Below are 21,610 nucleotides of genomic sequence, written 5' to 3'. Positions count from 1 at the left end.
ACAGATGAAAAATCCACGAAGATGGATGAATAGTATTGCAGCAGGTTTATTGATGTTGCAGGTGATTTCAAACACTACTGTTACTTTGGCGCAAACAGTACTGAATAATGACTCATCGCAAGCCCGTGTTGTTTCGGATCTTTATTTCCAAGATTCGACTGGCAATAAAGTAACTAATATCAAGGCTGGTGAAAGTAGTGCAACGGTGTATGTAAAAGATAACAATGCCAGCGATACACAAGCGACAATTGATTTACCAGAAGGGGTCAAACTTGATGCACAACAAACGAAGCAATTAAATCAAGGGACTCAAGCTAAAGTTAACTATGATGCACAAAAACAACAAGTTATAGTTGATTATTCAGCAGCCAAACAGGCAGCTGATGAAGTGACTAAACAACAAGAAGTAGTTAGTCAGACAAAGAGTGCTCTAACAAGTGCGCAAAATCAAGCGAAGACTGAATCAGAGAAGGCTTCAAAAGAGAGCGTTCAAATAAAGCATGCAACGTTTGATCAACAAGTAATACAGAAAAAAGCTGAAGTCCAAAAAGCGTTAGCGGCTCTAAACAACGCTCAAGCAAAGGCTGAAACAACACCTAAGCTAGCCGGATTAGCTTTCAAAAATGAGTCAAAAAGTGATCGAATATTAAAAGCACAAACAACTCGAAATAATATAATTGTAACTTCTGCTAATCTTATTATTAGAGGCTCAGAAGCTTCAAGTCAGAGTGTTAAACAAAGTAGTAGCTCAGAAGAATCTGAAAAAACTGATGCCAATCGGCAAAAACAAGTTAAAGCAACTTCGAATATCGATTTTGATATGGATACTGCTAGTAGTACAATCGAACATTCAATTAGCTATAATTTAAGTGCAAATGGCTCAGGGTGGCCTACAGATGCAGCACATACTAAACAAATGAAGTTTACTGGAAATGTAAAAAAAGATGATACGATCGTTATTACAATGCCTAAGGGTGTTACAGTTGCGACGTATGATAAACCTACGGGATTTACAGTAACGACTAAGAATGTCAATGGCAATATGGAAATAACTTATAAAGCGGCGGGAGACATGGTTGTTGAAAGTAATATCTCCTATTTTATGACGCAACAGGGGGATAACAAACAATTCGCCCCTGGGAAAACGACGTTACCCGTTAATGTGGTTGTAAACTCAAATAAACTGGCTGATGGTTCAATTATTGTGAATAATCCAATTAATAGTTCAGCAGAATCTTTAGTTCACAACACAGCTGTCTCTAATAATGTATTTACCGCGGATGGTGAATCAATTTATAACTTCGTATTAGGGGTTAAGACGACACCTGATTTTACTGCCTCGAGTACTCAAATAACGCAAGCAGTCCATGCGAAAATGTCGGGTAGAATTGCTGTTCCATCAGGCTTTGTTTTAGTTGGAGCTAGTGTTGCTAACTACCAAGATACTAAATATAATCTGGCAGAAGACGGTAGTAAGGTACCCTCAATACCAGCCGGATTATCACAACCTGGTGGAGCTGGTACGGATATTATAGTTTCTGATATTGTTGGTGGTGGGTATGGTGGTTATAATTCAGCATATCTATATATGTATGGCTACTTTAAAACTGGAACACCGGAAGGAAAATATCAGTTCTTACCTAGTCTTACCTTAACACCAAGTTATTTCGATGGTTCTGAAGGAAATATCACTGTTACAAGTGGTAAGACTGATGATATTACGATTGGTGATGGTAATCCTGGAACGATGGAAGCAGGTTACAGTGGTACTTTAGAGGCACACAATGGTGATCAAGTCGATCCAAATCATGAGGGGTTCTATTCGAAGCAAATTAGTACAGATAACGGAATAACGGGATTTGTGAGTGGTAAAGTTGATAAAACAACTATCAACAATGTAGCAGCATTGCCAACGATAACGGTCGATTTTGTGGATGACACAGTTAATCAAATCAATAATTTGAAAGACTATACATTGACCTTGCCAGCAAAATGGACTGGTAATTTGACGGATATCACCTTTTCAACTTATAGACGGGGGATGCTTGTCGATTCGGGAAATGAAAGTGATAATGGTCCCTTTAAAGTAACGTTAGACGATGGGACTGTTTATGATAACATTGCAACGTTAAAAGCACCTGATATTCGAATTGACGCAGCATTAAAGGCTGGAGCACATATTAGTAGTGTCTCAGGGCAAGCAAGTATTTTACCAGGGAATAATTTAACGGCACAATTGAAAAATGCGGTACTTGATGATGGTGCGTATAACGATCATGATAAGATACCTATAAAACTTGATGTACACAGTGAAACTTCCAATACCGATATAAGTGCAACAGGGACTCTATATTATTTTGATAAAGATGTTAAATCAACATCACAGTTTAGCATTGGAAGTGCTATGGGTGGAGATATCTCTGGAACCTATTCACAAGGCGATACTTTTAAAACTGGCGGATGGTCAACTTTAAAGCAAGAAACATCTATGTCAGGTGATACAGACGGGAAAATAATAATTCCTGGTGGTCAAAAACCGGGTTCTAAAGTTAAGATCAAATTACCAACGATAATTGTTAGCAGTGTTGATGGTGGGCTGATTGATTTAGACGGCTCCCAAATTAATGATTGGGGTTGGAATCATGACGGTAAGCGATATAAGCCGGTCATTACTTATCTTGGGTTAGATAGTACAACTGGCGAATATTTAACGAAGTTAGATTTTTCAAATGAAACAGTTGAGATTCCAGCTAATACTAATCCAGCTGTTGCCTTCTTCTATCCGGATGCATTACCGTGGAAGGTTAGTGATGTTGCGCCACCAGCAAATGGAACCACATCTCATTCGATATTACAAACCATTGATAATAATAAGGATGCCTTACATCCATTGTACGGTGGCAAGGTATATAATGGGTCAATTGGACAGCAATGGACAATAACCGCCCCATTACAAGCTGTTGGTAAAGCTGGTATTTCTGGTAGTCGAACAGGGATTACTAGTTATTTCACAACTATGACTGGTAAAGCAGGGTTTGATAGAGGCCTTAGAAGCGATGACGCAGACGATGATAATACCGGTAATATTATGTTAGGTATTTCAAATGGGTCAAATTATACCTATAGTAATAGTGAAGCTATCGTGAATTTACCGAATGTAGATCACGACGCGTTTACGTTGGAATTAACAGGGCCTGTTGATAATTTACAAGGCACAGGAACCGAAGCATTGTATTCAACAGTCGTCCATGATTTACCTGCTAGTGAATCTAATACGTCAGTTGACTTAACAACAAGTGATTGGAAGACCGCAAGTGATATTAGTGATTGGTCAACGGTCAAGTCAATAGCGTTAAAATCAGATTCAGTAGCATCCAAAGAAGTTATGGCAGGCTATTTCCCAGTTAAAGTCTCAGATATTAAAGACAGAATGATAGCTGATGAAGTTACGATGCCAAGCTATATCTACGGGGAGAGTGCAACTTTAGGTAGTAATTTAAGTACTAATATACCTTTAAGCGCTCAGATTTATGGTATTCCTCAGGCAAAAGTAAGATATGAAGAAACAACTGATAATAGTACGTCAAATGGAACAACATTAGCGCCAGAAGATATTTTAACCGGGGTGGACACTAATGGTACTACTCCAGCATTTGGTAAGTATACATCTAATAAAAAAGATATTGCTGACTATACGTATGTTGGTTTATCGAGTGACTCGGCAGCAGCTGAAGGAACGTTAAAAGATGATACTGAAGATGTTATTTATCTTTATAAGTTAACACCAGGTTCAGTTATTTTAACCAAAGTTAGTTCTGAAAATGGTGATAAGTTAAGTGGTGCTGTATTTAAAGTTGTTAATAGCGCAGGAGAAGTGATTAAAGATAATTTAACCACTGATGCTGACGGTAAGATCTCAGTAGAAGATTTAGCACCGGGTGAATATAAATTTATTGAAACAAGTGCGCCTGATGGTTTCTATTTAAATAGTAATGAGATTCCATTTACAATCGAAAAAGGTCAAACTAAGCCACTTGAAGTTGAGGTGAAGGATGATCCGAAACCAAAACCAAAGATTGTCAAAGAAGCCAGTGTAACTGATGCTAAAGTTGGTGACAGCTATGAATATACATTGACAGTTTCAAATGGCGAAAAAGCTGGGGTTTGGAAGAATGTTGTGACAACTGATAAGTTGGATGACAACCTTAATATAGATGAAAGTAACTTACCAAGTGGGGTCACTTATGATAACGATACACGTACAATTACCTGGAAAGTTGGCGATTTAAAAGCTAGCGAGTCTAAGAACATTAAGTTCAAAGTAACCGTTAATAATCAACCAGCCAACGGTGTGGTACCAAATACGGCCGAAGCGAAAGGTCAAGATAAAGACGGTAAAGATATCAATGTTGATGATAATGTCGATGTCAATACTGACTATCAACTAGGAGATTTAGATGCTGTTAAGAGTGTCAAAGATAAAGACGGTAAGGATATCAATGGACAAGATGTCAAAGTAGGCGACACAATTCATTACGACATTACAGTAAGTAATACAGTACCAAATTCAATTATCAACAATGTTCATGTGAAAGATGAAATCCCTGTGGGATTAGACTATGTCGCAGGTTCATTAACCGTTGATGGAACGGCCGCAGCTGATAGTAATGTCGCTTCAAATATTCTAAACATTGATTTAGGAACAATGAAGGGCGAAAATACAGCGACCGGTGCCAAAGCTGACAAGAAAGTCGTTGGTTTTGATGTGAAAGTTACAGAAGAAGCCAGTGGTAGTTTGAAGAATATCGCCGTCGTTAATGGCGACGATCCAAACCATCCAACCCCAGTTCCACCAGTTGAAAATAATGCGAAACCAGAACCAAAAATTGTCAAGGAAGCCAGTGTAACTGATACCAAAGTTGGTGACAGTTACGAATACACATTGACAGTTTCAAACGGCGAAAAAGCCGGGATCTGGAAGAACGTTGTGACAACTGATAAGTTGGATGACAACCTTAATATAGACGAAAGTAGTTTACCAAGTGGGGTCACTTATGACAGTGCCACACGAACAATTACTTGGAAAGTTGGCGATTTAAAAGCTAACGCAAGTAAGAATGTTAAATTTAAAGTAACCGTCAATAATAAACCAGCCAACGGCGTGGTACCAAATACGGCCGAAGCTAAGGGTCAAGATAAAGACGGAAAAGAATACAAAGTCGATGATGATGTTGATGTCAATGTAGATTATCAACCCGGAGATTTCACAGCCGTTAAGAGTGTCAAAGATAAAGACGGTAAGGATATCAATGGACAAGATGTCAAAGTAGGCGACACAATTCATTACGATATTACTGTAAGTAACACAGTGGCAAACTCAATCATTAATAACGTACACGTGCATGATGAAATCCCAGCGGGATTAGCTTATACAGTAGGTTCGTTAACGATTGATGGGACTAAACAAGCTGATACCAACGTTGTTTCTGGAGTGTTAGATGTTGATCTCGGAACAATGAAGGGTGAAAATACAGCGACCGGTGCCAAAGCTGACAAGAAAGTCGTTGGTTTTGATGTGAAAGTTACAGAAGAAGCCAGTGGTAGTTTGAAGAATATCGCCGTCGTTAATGGCGACGATCCAAACCATCCAACCCCAGTTCCACCAGTTGAAAATAATGCGAAACCAGAACCAAAAATTGTCAAGGAAGCCAGTGTAACTGATACCAAAGTTGGTGACAGTTACGAATACACATTGACAGTTTCAAACGGCGAAAAAGCCGGGATCTGGAAGAACGTTGTGACAACTGATAAGTTGGATGACAACCTTAATATAGACGAAAGTAGTTTACCAAGTGGGGTCACTTATGACAGTGCCACACGAACAATTACTTGGAAAGTTGGCGATTTAAAAGCTAACGCAAGTAAGAATGTTAAATTTAAAGTAACCGTCAATAATAAACCAGCCAACGGCGTGGTACCAAATACGGCCGAAGCTAAGGGTCAAGATAAAGACGGAAAAGAATACAAAGTCGATGATGATGTTGATGTCAATGTAGATTATCAACCCGGAGATTTCACAGCCGTTAAGAGTGTCAAAGATAAAGACGGTAAGGATATCAATGGACAAGATGTCAAAGTAGGCGACACAATTCATTACGATATTACTGTAAGTAACACAGTGGCAAACTCAATCATTAATAACGTACACGTGCATGATGAAATCCCAGCGGGATTAGCTTATACAGTAGGTTCGTTAACGATTGATGGGACTAAACAAGCTGATATCAACGTTGTTTCTGGAGTGTTAGATGTTGATCTCGGAACAATGAAGGGCGAAAATACAGCGACCGGCGCCAAAGCTGACAAGAAAGTCGTTGGCTTTGATGTGAAAGTTACAGAAGAAGCCAGTGGTAGTTTGAAGAATATCGCTGTCGTTAATGGCGATGATCCAAACCATCCAACACCAGTTCCACCAGTTGAAAATAACGCGAAACCAGAACCAAAAATTGTCAAGGAAGCCAGTGTAACTGATACCAAGGTTGGTGACAGTTACGAATACACATTGACAGTCTCAAACGGTGAAAAAGCCGGGATCTGGAAGAATGTTGTGACAACTGATAAGTTGGATGACAACCTTAATATAGACAAAAGTAGTTTATCAAGTGGGGTAACTTATGACAGTGCCACACGCACAATTACTTGGAAAGTTGGCGATTTAAAAGCTAACGCAAGTAAGAACGTTAAATTTAAAGTAACCGTTAATAATAAACCGGCCAACGGCGTGGTACCAAACACGGCTGAAGCCAAGGGTCAAGATAAAGACGGAAAAGAATACGATGTAGATGATGATACAACCGTTAATGTTGACTATCAATCAGGTGATTTCGATGCCGTCAAGAGTGTCAAAGATAAAGATGGTAAGGATATCAACGGACAAGATGTCAAAGTAGGCGACACAATTCATTACGACATTACGGTAAGTAATACAGTACCAAATTCAATTATCAACAATGTTCATGTGAAAGATGAAATCCCTGTGGGATTAGATTATGTCGCAGGTTCATTAACCGTTGATGGAACGGCCGCAGCTGATAGTAATGTCGCTTCAAATATTCTAAATATTGATTTAGGAACAATGAAGGGTGAAAATACAGCGACCGGCGCCAAAGCTGACAAGAAAGTCGTTGGCTTTGATGTGAAAGTTACAGAAGAAGCCAGTGGTAGTTTGAAGAATATCGCTGTCGTTAATGGCGATGATCCAAACCATCCAACACCAGTTCCACCAGTTGAAAATAACGCGAAACCAGAACCAAAAATTGTCAAAGAAGCCAGCGTAACTGATACCAAAGTTGGTGACAGTTACGAATACACATTGACAGTCTCAAACGGTGAAAAAGCCGGGATCTGGAAGAATGTTGTGACAACTGATAAGTTGGATGACAACCTTAATATAGACAAAAGTAGTTTATCAAGTGGGGTAACTTATGACAGTGCCACACGCACAATTACTTGGAAAGTTGGCGATTTAAAAGCTAACGCAAGTAAGAACGTTAAATTTAAAGTAACCGTTAATAATAAACCGGCCAACGGCGTGGTACCAAACACGGCTGAAGCCAAGGGTCAAGATAAAGACGGAAAAGAATACGATGTAGATGATGATACAACCGTTAATGTTGACTATCAATCAGGTGATTTCGATGCCGTCAAGAGTGTCAAAGATAAAGATGGTAAGGATATCAACGGACAAGATGTCAAAGTAGGCGACACAATTCATTACGACATTACGGTAAGTAATACAGTACCAAATTCAATTATCAACAATGTTCATGTGAAAGATGAAATCCCTGTGGGATTAGATTATGTCGCAGGTTCATTAACCGTTGATGGAACGGCCGCAGCTGATAGTAATGTCGCTTCAAATATTCTAAATATTGATTTAGGAACAATGAAGGGTGAAAATACAGCGACTGGTGTCAAAGCTGATAAGAAAGTCGTTGGCTTTGATGTGAAAGTTACAGAAGAAGCCAGTGGTAGTTTGAAGAATATCGCTGTCGTTAATGGCGATGATCCAAACCATCCAACACCAGTTCCACCAGTTGAAAATAACGCGAAACCAGAACCAAAAATTGTCAAAGAAGCCAGCGTAACTGATACCAAAGTTGGTGACAGTTACGAATACACATTGACAGTCTCAAACGGTGAAAAAGCCGGGATCTGGAAGAATGTTGTGACAACTGATAAGTTGGATGACAACCTTAATATAGACGAAAGTAGTTTATCAAGTGGGGTAACTTATGACAGTGCCACACGCACAATTACTTGGAAAGTTGGCGATTTAAAAGCTAACGCAAGTAAGAACGTTAAATTTAAAGTAACCGTTAATAATAAACCGGCCAACGGCGTGGTACCAAACACGGCTGAAGCCAAGGGTCAAGATAAAGACGGAAAAGAATACGATGTAGATGATGATACAACCGTTAATGTTGACTATCAATCAGGTGATTTCGATGCCGTCAAGAGTGTCAAAGATAAAGATGGTAAGGATATCAACGGACAAGATGTCAAAGTAGGCGACACAATTCATTACGACATTACGGTAAGTAATACAGTACCAAATTCAATTATCAACAATGTTCATGTGAAAGATGAAATCCCTGTGGGATTAGATTATGTCGCAGGTTCATTAACCGTTGATGGAACGGCCGCAGCTGATAGTAATGTCGCTTCAAATATTCTAAATATTGATTTAGGAACAATGAAGGGTGAAAATACAGCGACTGGTGTCAAAGCTGATAAGAAAGTCGTTGGCTTTGATGTGAAAGTTACAGAAGAAGCCAGTGGTAGTTTGAAGAATATCGCTGTCGTTAATGGCGATGATCCAAACCATCCAACACCAGTTCCACCAGTTGAAAATAACGCGAAACCAAAACCAAAATTAGTTAAAGGTGCTGACGTTCAATCAGCAAGCTTAGGTGAGAGTTTCAATTATATATTGACAGTTTCTAATGGTGAAAAAGCAGGTGTTTGGTATAACGGTGTTGTGAAAGATACATTGGATGAAAACTTGACATTGGACGAAAGTAGTTTACCCAAAGATGTGAAATATGACGCAACAAGTCGGACAATCACTTGGAATACGGGCGACTTAAAGGCTAATAAAGTTAAGAAACTTAAATTCAAAGTAACTGTTAATAACATCCCGGAAGGTAAAGAAATACCAAATATAGCGCATGGTATTGGGACTGATAATGATGGTAAAGAGTACGCTGTCGATGGTGAACATACTGTACCAGTTGATTATGTACCAGGTGACTTTGATGCCGTTAAGAGTGTCAAAGATAAAGATGGTAAGGACATCAATGGACAAGATGTCAAAGTCGGTGACACAATTCATTATGATATTACGGTAAGTAATACGGTACCAAATTCAATCATTAATAGTGTACACGTGCATGATGAAATTCCAATGGGCTTAAACTATGTTGAAGGTTCGTTGAAGGTTAATGAAAAAGCTGTCGATGATGCTTATATCGCTTCAAATATCTTAGATATTGATCTCGGAACAATGAAAGGCGAAGATACAGCAAACGGTGTCAAAGCCGACAAGAAAGTTGTTGGTTTTGATGTGACAGTGACTGAGGATGCCAGTGGAGATTTGAAGAATGTGGCCGTCGTTAACGGCGATAGTCCAAATAATCCCAAACCGACACCACCAGTTGATAACCAAGATAATCCAGAACCAAAATTAGTGAAGGAAGCGAGTCTAGCGAACGCTAAAGTTGATGATAGTTATGACTATACATTGACGGTTTCAAATGCTGAAAAGGCTGGTGTTTGGAAAGGCGCGGTTGTTACTGATAAGCTCGATAAGAGTATCGAATTGTCACAATCCAACTTACCAGAAGGTGTTAAATATAATTCCGATACACGTACACTGACATGGAAAGTTGGTAACTTATCAGGGGGCGCAAGTGCGCAAATTAGTTTCAAAGTGAAGGTTGTGTCGTTAACAACTGATGGACAAGTAATTAATATTGCTAAAGGTAATGGTACAGATAAAGATGGTAATCAATTTACTGTTAGTGATGAAGCTGATGTGACGATTGATAGCAATGTAGCTCCAACGCCAGATGCACCAAATCCATCTGTTACACCAGCTACACCAAATAATAATTACAGTTGGAACAAGTTTGTAAAGAACTTGCCACAGACTGGGCAAGCTGCAATGAAAGTGGCACCTTATTTAGGTATTCTGTTACTAATAATTGCGTTAGGCTTGGCTTGGTACAAGTACAATAAAAGAAAATCATAAACTATGAATTAAAAAGTAGAGTATGAAGGGTGGGAATAAATAGAGTAGGGGGACTAGAGGGTTAAACCTCTGTTACCCTATTTTATTTTGGAGGGATAGCTAATGAGCAGTATTAAAAGCATTAAATCTATGAGGATTTACGTATTAATTGGTATCACGATATTGGTAACCTTATTATGTCAAGCATTTGTTTTAACAAATAAATTAGTTGATGGTCCTTCAATGAAACCCAATTATATATCTGGAAAATATGTGTTAGTTTCAAAGTTAAGTACTGTTCGGCATGAATCCGTTATTGTTTTTAAAGCACCTGATAAAGCAAACGAACACTATATAAAACGTGTTGTTGGTGTACCTGGTGATCAGGTTGAGATGAATGATGATCAACTCTATGTTAATCATCATTTAGTTCCTGAACCGTATTTGAAAAAAAGTCGGTATCAATGGTATCAGGAACGGTTAGATGAAGTCAGTTTTACAAATGACTTTGGACCAATCACTTTGAAGAAAGATGAATATTATGTATTAGGTGATAACCGGCCAATATCAAATGATAGTCGCAGTTTTGGACCGATTAGTGGTACTACTATTGAAGGTGTTGTTAAGTGGCAATATTAAATGCAGAAGGAAGTATGTTATGGAAAACTTTAGTACTTTGAAAATACAAGTAACTCAATTTGTGTATGAGGGTATTGCAGATAAAAAAATTACTAATTTTCAAAATGAAATGATACCAAGTAACTTTGATATCAAAATTTTAGACACCAATAGTGGCCAACAAGGCGGTGTTAAAATAGCGGTAGAAACTAGTGTGGACTTCCGTGAGCCGACTTATCAAATTAAAAGTACAGTAATTGGGGAATTTAATATCGATAGTGAGTATTTAGAAATTATTGGTAAAGAGTCTCAAAATAAATTAAATAAGATGCGTATGAATCAACTCGTAACTGCCCTCTACAATACCTTGATGGAACGAGTCAGAATATACAGTGGCTTATTTTCATTAGAAACTAACGTAGAAGCTAAAATTCCACCTTTAGCAGTTATTGAAGATGGCATTCAACTTAACCAATAATTAGTATTTGATCTAAGATTATTAAATATTTGGGGGATAATTATGATACCGAGAAAAAAACGAATTGAAGCTCAAAAAGGTGCGAGAAATCCTCATGAATAATGTTAAGCAGAATCACCCAAAAAAACGTAAGCATACTATCTGGATTAATCTGATGATTATTATCTTATTACTATTGGGAACAGCACTAGTTTTCAATAAGCAAATTGAAAGTTTCTGGTTGCAATGGACTGGGCAACAAAAGGTTACCACGATTACTCGATCAGAAGTTGTTAAAGCGCAAAAGATAAAAGGTCAGTATGATTCAGATGCGGTTAAGGCGCTCAGTCTAGATGCGATGTTGGCTGCTCAAAAGGCGAAGAATCAATATGCGATTGGGGTTATATCGATTCCGGCGGTTGGGATTAAATTACCGATCTATAAAGGAATGACTAATATCACATTAGCAATTGGTGCAGGTACTATGAAATCAAACCAAAGAATGGGGAAAGCCAATTACGCGTTAGCGGGACATCATATGGCTAATCCGCAGATATTATTTTCACCACTTTCAAATATTGAAAATGGCGATAAGATTTACTTAACTAATCTCAAAAAAGTTTATACCTATCAGGTAAGACAACACCGGATTGTTTCGGAGACTCAGGGGGATATTATTAATAATCACCCTAAAAAAACAGAAATTACATTAATAACATGTGCGAGTGGGACCCCAGGGGAAACACGGCGTATCGCTGTTACTGGTGATTATCAGAAACAGCAAAAATTAACGAAATCAGTTTATCAACACTATTTTAATTAAATAAATTCTAAAGAATATACGAATAATTAGGAGTGCTATAACTATGCCATTAAAAACTAGCAAGATTACTACCAGTGTTTTACTATCAGGAGTGTTATTATCTTCAGGGACCACAACCGTATTCGCTGCGGAAAATACAGCTAATAATACACAATCTGAGCAATCAAAAACAATCCAGCAGGTAACTGCTAAACCAACTAGCACGCGCGGTTATGTTGTTGAAAATACAACGACGGTTGACTTGAGTAAAGCATCAGGATCAAATTATAAAGTGGCATTACCAGATGGGTTTACCTTTAATTTATCGATGAGTAAAGATGGCGTGAGTGCCCAAGGCTCAATCTTTGATGCAACGGGTTCAAACTTTAACAATAATCAAATTTTATTAGGTGATGGTAACTACATTCAAGCCAGTACAACTATGCAATATTTTGTAAAAGTGGGCTCAACGTGGCATCTACGAGCATTGAAGTTTGTTAATAGTAAGGCAACTGCCGGTGTAAAAGATTTTTATTTCGATACGACAACGCTTGATCAATCAGCTTTAGCAGACAAGTATGATTCAATTAAACAAACGATCGCTCCAGGAGTCGACGTTAAAATTAACGCAACGGCTTCAAAAGATGTTGTTGAAATGGCAACCATTCAATATATGATTACTGCCGAAGGTACAAACGTCCCAGATTTCAATTATGAAGGCGTTAATGAACATCAGGGCTATGTCACAAGTCCCGCTTATTCGAATACTAAGGAAACGACATTTACTTTCTCATATTTCAATGAACAAGGTCAAATGATGACTGCTGTTTTACATTTCCAAAAAAATGATGTTAAACCAGCAGCACAACCGGTCACAGTTAATTACGTTGATGCGAACGGTCAAAAATTAGCGGACAGTGATACTTTAAAAGGTAACGTGGGTGCGAGCTATCAAACAGCCGCTAAAACAATTGCCGGTTATCATGTTGTAACAACACCAGCTAATGCCAAGGGTACTTTTACCGATAAGGCGCAAACAGTCACTTATACGTATGCTAAGGACGCTGTGGCACCTGAGGTTAAAGCTGTAACCGTCAATTACGTTGACGAAAAGGGTCAAAAATTAGCAGCTAGTGAAACACTGACGGGTGAATTAGGCTCAGCTTACAAAACAACCGCTAAAACTGTTGCGGGGTACCATTTAAGTCAAACACCAAGCAACGCTAACGGAACTTTTACCGATAAGGACCAAACAGTGATTTACACGTATGTCAAAGATGCAGTGTTACCGACAGCTAAAGCTGTGACGGTTAAGTACGTGGATGCTGACGGTCAAGAAATTGCCAAGTCGGATATTTTAACTGGTCAGTTGAATAGCGCTTATCAAACCAATGCGAAAATGATTGCGGGTTATCAATTAGTGAAGACACCGGCTAATGCCAAGGGTCAATATACAACGTCAGCACAAACCGTTGTTTATGAATATCAAAAAGAGACAACCACGACGGTGCCAACAACTAATGTTAAAATGACGGCGCGTTATGTAGACGAACAAGGTCATGAATTAGTTAAATCAATTACTAAGACTGGCCAACAAGGTGATCATTATAAAGCGAGTGCCGCAGCTATCAAAGGTTATCAACTAATCGCGATGCCTAAGAATGCAGCTGGTATTTTGGGAAAAGATGATATCACCATTAAGTTCGTTTATCGTAAGGTAACAACCAATCATCAATCGCCAAATCAAAATCAGCAAGCTAAACCTAATAATGATAAGCACCAAGTTACGAATCCTAATAATCATTCAAAAGGGCAAATCACAACTACTAAGCCCCAACCACAACCGGTTAAGAAACAATTACCAAAAACAGGGGTTGCTAATTCAGTACTACTTTCAGTGATGGGAATGGTATTAGCACTTAGTGCAGTTGTACTTGGTTTCTATCGGAAACTGAGAAAGAGTCATTAATTGTAAGAAATAAAGAAACAAGCACTTAGAACTTAATCTAAGTGCTTGTTTTTATTGTGTCTTTTTATGTAACGAACTCTTCAAATTAACGCCAACAATGCACAGTACCAAGCCAATGATGATTGTACTATAACCAGATTGTTGACTGGCGATGATTGTCAGTATCAGCATAATGAGGCCCGCGAGTAGTAGAGCGTTCTGACCGATTGAGATGGTGGCTTTGTGATAAGCCACTGAACAGAGCGCTGCAATACCAATCGTGAGGGCGGCAATTAATAGAATCGCTTGCCAATGAGGTTCCCATAAACTGAAAAGTGCAACGAGTAAACTACAAGTACCCACGAGGCCTGCTAGCGAATAATAATAAGCATCAAGGGGATTGAATTTGTGCATGAATAAAAACCTGCCTTATATCAATAGTGATTTAAGTATCACATGGTATAAGCCGTTCTTTCAATTGAGTGGGCAGAATTTTACTATTTTATAAACAAATCAGGCGCCTTTTTTTACTAGATTGCTTCAGGTATACTAAATAAAAATCGTTATGTGGGGTAACTAAGATGACTCAGAAAAAGAAATGGCCGGTATGGCTCAAAGTCATGATGTGGATTGGGATAATTGGTGGTGGCTTTTTCGTGATGATTATGTTGAACCTAGCTTATTCAAAAGGGCTGACCGCAATTGCCCAGAGACTAGGTGTGCCTTATGGCTATTACCACCATATGCATCATGAGCGGCACCACTATGGAGAACAATATATGGCCAATGATTTCGACGAGGTGGGATTAATCTTAGCCATTTTAACGGTCTTAGGTGGCGTATACTTATGCTTCAGTTTACTGGAAGATCAGGAGAAAAAACATAAGAAACGCGCAACCAAACAACATAATAAGCGACTTAATAAAGTAAAGAAACGTCACTAGTGGGCGTTTCTTTTTTTGATGCGCTCAAAAGAACATCTTATCGCAGTATTCAGACCACTTATCTAGAAGTGGAAGACAGACCAGCCACTTTGCCAGTAAACTAAGGTGATTGATAAGGAGGTTGCAGCGATGACATTACTGACAGCAACAGGGATTACAAAAAAATTTGGCACTAAAACTGCCGTTAAGCAAATTGATTTAACGGTTCAAACCGGACAGCTAGTGGCTTTCTTAGGCCCCAATGGCGCGGGTAAATCAACCACGATTAATTTATTAACGGGTACGATTGCACCGACTGCCGGGACAATTGAGATGGCAGGTCTCAAGCCGGATAATCGTCAATATCAAAAGCAGATTGGCGTTGTTTTTCAAAAAAGCGTTTTGGATAATCAGTTGACGGTTTGGCAAAATCTCAAGAGTCGTGCTGATATGTATCAAGGCGTTACTTTAACACCTGAAAGAGAATTGATTACCGCTTTTAGTTTAACGTCGATTCTTAAGCAAACTTACGGGACACTGTCGGGCGGTCAGCGCCGGCGAGTTGATATTGCCCGGGCGTTGATTCATCAACCTAAACTACTTTTTTTGGATGAACCGTCTACTGGCTTGGACATTCAGACGAGAACCGTTATCTGGCAGACGCTAAACAAATTACGTCAGCAACAGGGCTTAACGATTATTCTGACGACACATTATTTAGAAGAGGCGGCTGAAGCTGATTTTGTCTATGTTATCGATCATGGTCAAATTATTGCAGCTGATACGGTTGAGCAACTGCAAGCAACTTATGCACAAAGTCAGTTGATGATTGAAACCGATTATCCGGAAGTTGTTTTGGCCCAATTAGCACCAGAATGGCGTGTCTTACAAACAATCATCTTGGACGAACCAACTAACGTAACGGCTTGGATAAAAAGCCTGTGGCCATTTTTATAGAATTCATGAATGGGCTGAAGGTACAAGGAAAAACAATCCTATTAGCGTCACACAATGATTATGAAATGAAGAATCTAGCAGACACAATAACAGAGATCAGTGATGGTCAGATTGTCGTTAATGCATAGAATCGGTGGTAATGTTGCTAATAAGGTCATCAAACTTATATTTGAGGATTATACATCAGGCTGGGGACCGACATAGTTTACCACCCAGCAATTTTGTGGAATTATTTTTTTCGACCAAACCGTTGCTGATTAAACCATGATGCAGAAGAATAAATGTCACACTGAAGGGCTCCAATAAGTTAGATTTCAATGTCTAACATTATTGGAGCCCTTCAGTCATTGTGTGTTCTTCTTTTTTGAGATTTCTATAATATCACCTGTTTGAAATCTGAAAATAATTCAAAGAGGCTACTTGTATAAAATAGCCCTTGTTCTAATCTTTTATAAATGCATTTTCAGGAAAGTTTTTCCCTCTTTATTCTCTATTTCCTTTTTAATACCTAAGAATTCATTTTCAAATTGTGTTTGCTCTAGCAATTCTATGGAAATAAACTGCCAAAATGCAGCAAAATCCTCCATATTGAAATCCGCTAAAATTTTCCACTCTTTGTCGTTTAGTTTATAAACGCTTGTTACGTCTCTGTTATTATAGATGTAATCATATAAAGCTATCCAGGTTATATCCGCTTTTTTGACCGTATCTAATGATTTGAAATGATCCTGGTCACTAATTTCATTAGCAGCCCCCAAATAAGAGTATATAAAGAACAATTTTTGTGAACTGGAATAATTATATTTTTCAAAATAATTATTCCAGAGATCAAGCTTCGAATGACTATCATTTACTCTCCAAATTTTTTGAGATATTATTTTCTGAAGTAAATCTGAATATCTAGGAGTTTTTATAATCTGCATCGCTGTTTCGAGTAGGCTATTAAAGGTTTCTGATTTCATGTCATCGATTTCAGAGAAGATGAGATCTGCCTTGTCAGAACCGTAATCGCTGTTCATTAATATATCTTCTCTGGATGTTTGATTAGTAGCAATATCTTCTAATAATTTATATTTGTCATCGTTATTTATTTTTGCATATATATAATAAATGGTATTATTTTGGATATAATTTCTGGGGAAATTCCTGTTTGATATTTCTGTTGAATCAGTTGTCATTTTTACGAGAAATGACGTAAGTCTATATGAACAATTGGTTGGAATAACTTGTTTTTCTGACTCGGGGGAGTCTGATACAAATTTTTTCCCGTCTAATAATTCTCGATATAGTTTAGTATGAAATAGATAGATATAGATGATGATTAGTTGTTGCTCAACTTGGACATGACCCTTTTTGTTGTGCGTATAGAATTCCTTATCAACCAAATCTATGAATCGTTTACGATCACGTAAATTCCTTTCTTCAGAGACGGCTATAGCCTTTAAATTTGATAAAGATCTTACATTCAGATCTTTCATTAGGTAAGTAATCAATTTGTCCCAAATTGCTATTGGTTGGAGATCGAGGGGCAACTCAATTCGTTCATCTACAATTTTTTGTAGAAAATTACCGTCATTACGACTAATTATATTTATATCGCCCGTAAAAACAATCGTAATTCTATTTTGCAGAATATTAAATATTTTATAGGCTTCTAGCTGCCTGTCTTCGCTGACCCTATCGAAGTCATCAAATATGAGTACTTGATTTATTGCATTATGCATTACTCGTACACCAGGACTAGTGAACTCAAGGTAATGTAGATAATATTCATTTTTAAGATTAAATAAATAAGCTATTCGAAACAATGTTAAGAAAAAACTATCGGTAGTTAATTTCATGAACTTCGCGACTGCGACAAACAGAGAAACTATAGTTATCAAAGTCCAGAATCCACCTGATTGAATAGATTTTGATAAACCAATATTAACGACATCTGTAGCAAGTATTGAAATTATAATGGACATAATCATGATTAATAGTGACAAATAGTAAATCCATGGATGCATTATAACAAATATTTCTTTTATAATAGATCTATTGTTTGTTATGCGCCATAGGTTAATTACTTTAATATCTAGTTCCTTGTCTTTTTCTTTAATTTTTTCTAAGAAGGTTGTTTTTCCCGATCCCCAAGAACCATTTAAAAAATATGTTTTTTTTAACTTAAGGTATTTCCCAAATCGCTGCTCTGAAAATTTAGTATCAATTTTATTTTCAAACATTAGTGATTTCTCCTTTTTAAAACTGGTTACTAAATGTAATTATACCATTCTACAAAATATGCCTACACAGCATGAAGCAATCAAAAAGGGGCTACTTGTGTAAAATAACCCCTATAACACACTTAATTTTTAGTTATTTATTGTAAAAGCTACAGGAATGAAATCGATACGATTTTCAAGAGTTAACTTTGTAAGTAGGTAGTCCCCGTTATTTATATTGTTGAGCTTTGCCCCGTAATTATTTATTAATGAAAAAACACTGCTCTGATATTGGCCTAAAAACGAACTGTTGTTAGGATCTGTTGCGTACTCAATTGAATATAAAAAATGAAGTTTCAAGTTTTCGTTTTCATATACTTTTAAAAAGTCGAATATCGAATAGAAATATGACCAGTCAGCCTTACTCAAAGAATGGCCCATAAAGTATATGTCTTGAATATTTGGATTGAATAAACCTGTTCTTGATGCAGCAGGGTATCTTCGATTAAGTTCAAGAAGTTGGTTGGTCTTGGTAAACCTATTTAGCTGATAAGAATCAAAGCTATCTAATAAACTTTGATCGAAACCAAAAATAAGTGGTACTGCATTCCCATTAAAATTATTTATGCTGTCTTTTGCATCAGGATAGCGTCCATGTATATTAATTTCATTAACGGGATTAGCCAACATACCGTCTGATGTAAAAGTTATAGGTCTTTGAGAGTCGGTGTAATTAAAATTAAGAATTATATCTGATTGGTACAATTTTAATAGTTTATTTTTTTTATTAACTTCCCAAAATGCTTTCTTCTTAGCATAAACTTCTTTCTGAATGGAAAAGTCAGCAGATTTATTAGTTTCTAAATAAGAGAGATAATTTGCGAAGTTCAGATCAAATTGAATAAGCTCTTTAAAAAGAAATTCCATAGTTTCCTCGAGTTCTGGAAGGATACCGTTTGAATTCGGATATGTTGGATATCCATTTTTAAGCAAAAGTGTCTTTATAAATTCCACGTCTGATGTTGTTAACATTCTTTCTGAAGGTGGAATGTTGAACATGTTGTGAATTCCAGAAGCAACTTCGAATATCAGTGATTCAATATCAACCCATTTTGTCAGTTTATTATTTTGTTTTTCATTGTTAGTGTCTCTTATTTCATAATAGTTTTTTAGAAATAGAACCGTCCAAAAATCTAGTGTTGTTTCATCATTTAGTCTTTCGTCAGGAGTAAAATAGTAATTAACTTTATATTTTGATTTACTTTTAGTTATTATTGGAAGATTAGTTATTAAGGAATAAAGATTTATGCCTAATCCTTTAATTTGTTGATCTTTGTATCTAAGATAATCATCTATTTTTGTTGAAGCACCACACATTAGATCAAAGCCATTACCTAGAATGAACAGATTCATTATTTTCCCGCTTTCAATAAGTTACTTATAAACTCTTTGTACTCTTATGAAATTATATCATAAGAGTGCCAGTTGCAAATGTGAACTCACGTTTGTGTAGTGAAATAAAAAAAGGGGATATGACGATGATTTTAGAGGTCCCAATTTGGTTAAAAAATTCGGACAGATATTACATTTTGCTTCGAGATGGTAGCTTACAGTTGCGACAAGTGCTAATGAATGAGTCAACTATTCTGGTAGATAGCTGTAATTACTTTTATCAAAAAACGACCTTATAAAAATTTGTCTGTCTCATTTCCCATCAATGACAATGATTGAGTTTCAGAATGTCCAGAAAGAACTAGATCACCAATTAGCAGCAATTAGAGGTGGTACTTCAGATGTACGATTATTCTAAAGAAGCGCGACGTATCATCTTTATGATCGATTCAAAAAGTTTCTACGCTAGCGTTGAATCGGTTAAGATAGATCTCAATCTATTGCGATCTATCTTAGTTGTTATGTCTACCACCAAAAATACTAACGGTGTCCTTGTGCTTACTGCCTCACCGATGGAAAAAAAGATATTCGGAATAAGCAATGTAATGCGTACCAGAGACGTTCCAAAGGACAAACGTATAATTGTTGTGCCACCGCGCATGAACCTTTACATCAAGTATAATTTGCGATAGTCTCAGGGAGTGAACCGAAAAATCCAACTGAAGGTGAAAGAAGAATTGGGCATTTATTTAACGGTGGGAATTAGTGACAATCCACTTTTGGCTAAGTCTTATGGTAATAGCCAGGTATTGTCGCGTGATTATCGAAATCAAGCCGAAATAGAAATTGTTATTCGAGGAATAGCTGAACAAGTCACGGCGCGAATACGTGCGCATCATAAAGCGGCCCTAAGCATTGGTTATTCATTTAGATCCAAAGAAGAGACGTGCAAATCTAGTTTTGGACACAGCATGAAGATTGATACAATCAATGATAATGGGTTATTGGCTGCTCACGCGATTACTCTTTTTCGGAATAAGTGGGAAGGAGAGACTGTCCGTAATATTTCAATTAGCTGTGCCGATCTGGTCAATGACAATGTAGTGCAGCTTGATCTCTTTGATACAAAACAAACGTCTTTAAAAAAAGAGAGCTTGATCGAACCGTAGATAGTATCCGGCAAAAGTATGGCTTCACCTCGTTAGTAAAACTTTCGAGCGTTGCTGAAGGCGGAACCGCAATTGAACATGCCGTCCTGGTTGGTGGACACAATGGAGGCAATTCTTATGAGTAAAAAGTACGAGTTTGATCCAAACGGGGTCACTCAGTTTTTGAATCAGTACCAGAATCGCGGTATGATGAAGCGGTAAGGGTTCTACTTGAGTGATTACACGGCCAGTTTGCAAAAAGTAGACCGTAAGGGTCAACTGAAGCCATTAAACAGATCGTTAATACCGCTGTTGTGAAGAAACTACCCGTCAGAATTGAACGAAATGTGCAAGATAAAGACGGGTACCTGGCACCTTTTATTGAAGGCCAAATTGACGGATACTACCTGGATAAGTTAGTGCTGGGTGAAGCGTTCATTTCAATTGACGAAATCTACGCTATCAAAATTTTCGTATAGAGGGTTATTCCAGACCCACAAGTAATCAAAAAGAAGTTTTCCCGTCTCTCTTATTCTTGTTTTTATCGCCCCCGAAAATATCTGCCAACAATTTTACTGATAACATTTCATACAGAACCTCTATCGTGATTTTCAACAAGGAAAAGTAGTAAACGCTTGACTAAGCTAGTTTCTATCATGTGGAATCCGTAGAGATACTAGAAAAACGACTAATAAGATACTGTATAACCATTTTGCATTTGGGAAAATAAATTTAATAGCAAAGATTAATAAACCAAGTATAGTTTTAAAAATTTTAGTTTTCATCAGAGCGTTCATCATTCTCTATTGGAATTCTGGGTCCCAAAACATTCAGACGCGATAAATGTGTTTTGAAAATTCAGTGTAGGCA

The 21,610-nt window shown here is 37.4% G+C and carries 9 protein-coding genes and 2 pseudogenes; 8 read left to right on the top strand and 3 right to left on the bottom strand.

Translation table 11 applies throughout. The features are described from left to right. Positions 1 to 4 precede the first annotated feature (4 nt). The 5 genes from ACPBEH_RS04310 to ACPBEH_RS04290 all read left to right on the top strand — a co-directional run bounded on the left by ACPBEH_RS04310 (position 5) and on the right by ACPBEH_RS04290 (position 14,137). Positions 5 to 10,312, top strand: coding sequence for an isopeptide-forming domain-containing fimbrial protein (locus ACPBEH_RS04310; protein ID WP_424349846.1), 10,308 nt, complete (start codon positions 5 to 7; stop codon positions 10,310 to 10,312). Positions 10,313 to 10,414: 102 nt separating this feature from the next. After that, on the top strand, positions 10,415 to 10,930 hold the full coding sequence (lepB, locus tag ACPBEH_RS04305) for a signal peptidase I (protein WP_424349845.1): 516 nt from the start codon (positions 10,415 to 10,417) through the stop codon (positions 10,928 to 10,930). 19 nt (positions 10,931 to 10,949) lie between these two features. Beyond that, on the top strand, positions 10,950 to 11,387 hold the full coding sequence (locus ACPBEH_RS04300; protein ID WP_424349844.1) for a hypothetical protein: 438 nt from the start codon (positions 10,950 to 10,952) through the stop codon (positions 11,385 to 11,387). Positions 11,388 to 11,481: 94 nt separating this feature from the next. Continuing rightward, complete coding sequence (locus ACPBEH_RS04295) at positions 11,482 to 12,189, top strand: class A sortase (RefSeq protein WP_424349843.1); 708 nt, start codon at positions 11,482 to 11,484, stop codon at positions 12,187 to 12,189. A 43-nt stretch (positions 12,190 to 12,232) separates the two neighbouring features. Continuing rightward, entirely contained in the window at positions 12,233 to 14,137 is a 1,905-nt protein-coding gene (locus ACPBEH_RS04290; RefSeq protein WP_424349842.1) for a MucBP domain-containing protein, read from the top strand. A gap of 51 nt (positions 14,138 to 14,188) precedes the next feature. Here ACPBEH_RS04290 and ACPBEH_RS04285 read toward each other — a convergent pair whose 3' ends face one another. Next, a complete protein-coding gene (locus tag ACPBEH_RS04285) occupies positions 14,189 to 14,530 on the bottom strand; it encodes a hypothetical protein (protein WP_424349841.1) in 342 nt (113 codons plus the stop codon). Between the two features lie 167 nt (positions 14,531 to 14,697). On the opposite strand from ACPBEH_RS04285, the gene ACPBEH_RS04280 reads away from it, so the two are divergent. Then, positions 14,698 to 15,060, top strand: a complete 363-nt coding sequence (locus ACPBEH_RS04280) for a hypothetical protein (protein WP_424349840.1) — start codon at positions 14,698 to 14,700, stop codon at positions 15,058 to 15,060. Positions 15,061 to 15,189: 129 nt separating this feature from the next. After that, positions 15,190 to 15,876: pseudogene (locus ACPBEH_RS04275) on the top strand (ABC transporter ATP-binding protein); the annotation flags it as partial. 569 nt (positions 15,877 to 16,445) lie between these two features. Here ACPBEH_RS04275 and ACPBEH_RS04270 read toward each other — a convergent pair. Beyond that, positions 16,446 to 18,221, bottom strand: a complete 1,776-nt coding sequence (locus tag ACPBEH_RS04270) for a P-loop NTPase fold protein (protein WP_424349839.1) — start codon at positions 18,219 to 18,221, stop codon at positions 16,446 to 16,448. Positions 18,222 to 18,350: 129 nt separating this feature from the next. Beyond that, positions 18,351 to 19,613, bottom strand: a complete 1,263-nt coding sequence (locus tag ACPBEH_RS04265) for an AbiH family protein (protein WP_424349838.1) — start codon at positions 19,611 to 19,613, stop codon at positions 18,351 to 18,353. 380 nt (positions 19,614 to 19,993) lie between these two features. Between ACPBEH_RS04265 and ACPBEH_RS04260 the strand changes: the two are divergent. Next, positions 19,994 to 20,886, top strand: a pseudogene (locus ACPBEH_RS04260) (hypothetical protein). The last annotated feature ends 724 nt before the right edge of the window (positions 20,887 to 21,610 follow it).

Origin of the sequence: Latilactobacillus parasakei (genome assembly GCF_049674265.1) — a bacterium.
GTDB classification, from domain to species: domain Bacteria; phylum Bacillota; class Bacilli; order Lactobacillales; family Lactobacillaceae; genus Latilactobacillus; species Latilactobacillus sakei.
This window is presented reverse-complemented; position numbering and strand designations above follow the sequence as displayed.

Bases quoted from the DNA above. Each gene is read 5' to 3' on its own strand.
- ACPBEH_RS04310 (WP_424349846.1), top strand. From the start codon at position 5: ATGAAAAATCCACGAAGATGGATGAATAGTATTGCAGCAGGTTTATTG.
- ACPBEH_RS04295 (WP_424349843.1), top strand. From the start codon at position 11,482: ATGAATAATGTTAAGCAGAATCACCCAAAAAAACGTAAGCATACTATC.
- ACPBEH_RS04280 (WP_424349840.1), top strand. From the start codon at position 14,698: ATGACTCAGAAAAAGAAATGGCCGGTATGGCTCAAAGTCATGATGTGG.
- ACPBEH_RS04290 (WP_424349842.1), top strand. From the start codon at position 12,233: ATGCCATTAAAAACTAGCAAGATTACTACCAGTGTTTTACTATCAGGA.
- ACPBEH_RS04285 (WP_424349841.1), bottom strand. From the start codon at position 14,530: ATGCACAAATTCAATCCCCTTGATGCTTATTATTATTCGCTAGCAGGC.
- lepB (WP_424349845.1), top strand. From the start codon at position 10,415: ATGAGCAGTATTAAAAGCATTAAATCTATGAGGATTTACGTATTAATT.
- ACPBEH_RS04270 (WP_424349839.1), bottom strand. From the start codon at position 18,221: ATGTTTGAAAATAAAATTGATACTAAATTTTCAGAGCAGCGATTTGGG.
- ACPBEH_RS04300 (WP_424349844.1), top strand. From the start codon at position 10,950: ATGGAAAACTTTAGTACTTTGAAAATACAAGTAACTCAATTTGTGTAT.
- ACPBEH_RS04265 (WP_424349838.1), bottom strand. From the start codon at position 19,613: ATGAATCTGTTCATTCTAGGTAATGGCTTTGATCTAATGTGTGGTGCT.